The sequence below is a fragment of the Maridesulfovibrio ferrireducens genome (assembly GCF_016342405.1).
GTDB classification, from domain to species: Bacteria; Desulfobacterota; Desulfovibrionia; order Desulfovibrionales; family Desulfovibrionaceae; genus Maridesulfovibrio; species Maridesulfovibrio ferrireducens_A.
Window position 1 is genome coordinate 2,501 of sequence record NZ_JAEINN010000045.1, and the last position, 3,275, is coordinate 5,775.

2 rRNA genes (1 of these 2 cut by a window edge) are annotated in these 3,275 nt (G+C 47.0%); both read left to right on the plus strand.

Features of this window, described 5'->3' with window-relative positions:
- Positions 1–2,975 (plus strand): 23S ribosomal RNA (locus tag JEY82_RS19445); it begins 36 nt to the left of the window's first position.
- Between the two features lie 113 nt (positions 2,976–3,088).
- A 5S ribosomal RNA gene (gene rrf / locus JEY82_RS19450) occupies positions 3,089–3,205 on the plus strand.
- Positions 3,206–3,275 lie beyond the last annotated feature (70 nt).

A 3,275-nucleotide genomic window follows, 5' to 3' on the forward strand; every position in this document is an offset into this window, starting at 1 on the left:
CACGAGAAGGCGAAGAAGGACGTGATTACCTGCGATAAGCCGCGGTTAGATGGAAATAATCTAATACCCGCGGATTTCCGAATGGGACAACCCTACTGAGGTAATGCTCAGTAATCCATAACTGAATACATAGGTTATGTGAGGCCAACCCGGGGAACTGAAACATCTAAGTACCCGGAGGAAGAGAAAATAAATAATGATTTCCTGAGTAGTGGCGAGCGAAAAGGAAAGAGCCTAAACCGTTTAACATGTTAAAAGTTACAGCTGTTGTGTTATCGGTGTTGTGGGACTCTGTTAGACTGAACTGTAAATAAGTCGGAGAGTAAAAAATCATATTGTTAGCTGAATAACGTGGGAAAGTTAATCATAGAAGGTGATAATCCTGTAAGCAAAAACAATGTGACTCTTTGAATAGAGCACCCGAGTACCACGAAGTAAGTGGAATTTTGTGGGAATCTGCCAGAACCATCTGGTAAGGCTAAATACTCTCTCGTGACCGATAGTGAATAAGTACCGTGAGGGAAAGGTGAAAAGTACTCCTAACAGGAGAGTGAAATAGTACCTGAAACCGTATGCTTACAAACGGTTGGAGCTCCAATTTATTGGGGTGACAGCGTGCCTTTTGGATAATGAGCCAACGAGTTACTCGTACATTGCAAGGTTAAGGTATTCAGTACCGAAGCCGTAGCGAAAGCAAGTCTGAAGTGGGCGATATAGTAATGTGCGGTAGACGCGAAACCGAGTGATCTACCCTTGTCCAGGATGAAGTCTCGGTAAAACGAGATGGAGGTCCGAACCAGTATGGGTTGAAAACCATTTGGATGAGGTGAGGGTAGGGGTGAAAGGCCAATCAAACTCGGAGATAGCTCGTATTCCTCGAAATAGCTTTAGGGCTAGCCTCGAGTAAAAATGTCACGGAGGTAGAGCACTGATTGGACTAGGGCCCTCACAAGGGTACCAACTCCAGACAAACTCCGAATGCCGTAGACATGTTTCTCGGGAGTCAGGCTGTGTGAGATAAGTTTCACAGCCGAGAGGGGAACAACCCAGACCACCAGCTAAGGCCCCCAAATAGTAGTTAACAGAGAAAGGATGTTGAGTTGCTTAGACAACTAGGATGTTGGCTTAGAAGCAGCCATTCATTTAAAGAGTGCGTAATAGCTCACTAGTCAAGCGACTTAGCGTCGACAATTTGCGGGACTTAAACTACTTGCCGAAGCTGTGGGATCATGCTTGCATGATCGGTAGAGGAACATTCCATGTGCAGTGAAGATGTGTGGCGATGCATGTTGGAGCGCATGGAAAAGCAAATGTTGGCATAAGTAACGATAAGACAGATGGGAAATCTGTCCACCAAAAGCCTAAGGTTTCCTGAGCAATGCTAATCATCTCAGGGTTAGTCGGACCCTAAGCCGAGGCCGAGAGGCGTAGGCGATGGAAAACGGGTTAATATTCCCGTACCTGGTAAAATTTGTTTGACTGTAAGGAGGGACGCAGAAGTGAAGATCAGCCGCCTGTCGGATTAGGCGGTCTAAGTGTGTAGGAGGAGAGAGTAGGCAAATCCGCTCTTTCTTAACTCTGAGGCACGAACGGGAGGACAATAGTCCATAAACTGATCGTAACCATGCTGCCGAGAAAAGCTTCGTACAGGAGAGTTTTATCAGACCGTACCGCAAACCGACACAGGTAGGCGGGATGAGTATTCTAAGGTGCTCGAGTGAGCCGTGGTTAAGGAACTCGGCAAATTAACTCCGTAACTTCGGGATAAGGAGTGCCCCGATTAGGTGAAGAGATTTACTCTTGGAGCTGAAAGGGGCCGCAGTGAAAAGGCCCAAGCGACTGTTTAACAAAAACACATGTCTCTGCGAAGTCAATTAAGACGAAGTATAGGGACTGACACCTGCCCGGTGCCGGAAGGTTAAGAGGTGGGGTTAGGTCTTCGGACCGAAGCTCTAAATCGAAGCCCCGGTAAACGGCGGCCGTAACTATAACGGTCCTAAGGTAGCGAAATTCCTTGTCGGGTAAGTTCCGACCTGCACGAATGGTGCAACGATTTGGGCACTGTCTCAACCACGGGCTCGGTGAAATTGTGGTACCGGTGAAGACGCCGGTTACCCGCAGAAGGACGGAAAGACCCCGTGAACCTTTACTGCACCCTAGCATTGGGTTCGAGTAAGGCTTGTGTAGCATAGGTGGGAGACTTTGAAGTTGGGGCGCTAGCCTCGATGGAGTCAAAGGTGAAATACCACCCTTGTCTTATTTGGATTCTAACGGCGGTCCATGAATCTGGATCCCGGACAGTGTTAGGCGGGTAGTTTGACTGGGGCGGTCGCCTCCAAAAATGTAACGGAGGCTCTCAATGGTTCCCTCAGCACGGTTGGTAATCGTGCGTTGAGTGCAAAGGCAAAAGGGAGCTTGACTGCGAGACATACAGGTCGAGCAGATACGAAAGTAGGACTTAGTGATCCGGCGGTAGCGAATGGAAGTGCCGTCGCTCAAAGGATAAAAGGTACTCCGGGGATAACAGGCTGATCTTGCCCAAGAGTTCATATCGACGGCAAGGTTTGGCACCTCGATGTCGGCTCATCGCATCCTGGGGCTGAAGAAGGTCCCAAGGGTTTGGCTGTTCGCCAATTAAAGCGGTACGTGAGCTGGGTTCAGAACGTCGTGAGACAGTTCGGTCCCTATCCTCTGCGGGCGCAGGATATTTGAGGAGAGTCGTCTCTAGTACGAGAGGACCGAGATGAACGAATCCCTAGTGCGCCAATTATCACGCCAGTGGTATAGTTGGGTAGCTACATTCGGAATGGATAAGCGCTGAAAGCATCTAAGTGCGAAGCCAACTCCAAGATTAGATATCCCTGTCATTTATGACACTAAAGACTCCTTGGAGATGACAAGGTTGATAGGCCATAGATGTAAGTACAGTAATGTATTTAGTTGAGTGGTACTAATAAGTCGTGAGACTTAACCAATAAAAATTATATTCTTATATAAAGTTCGTTGTATGTTTTTTTTTACAATTTCTTATGTTGTTTTAGTACTCTTTTTTTCTTTCGTTTTATGTTTGAAAACGATAAAAAGTTTTTCCGGTGATTATAGCTAGGGAGCCACACCTCTTACCATTCCGAACAGAGAAGTTAAGTCCCTATACGCCGATGGTACTGCATGGGTAACTGTGTGGGAGAGTAGGTAGTCGCCGGGATTTTTTTATTTTATAACCCTCTTTCGCTTTGCGTCTGAGGGTTTTTTTTATCCCTTTGCTTTTTCTGATT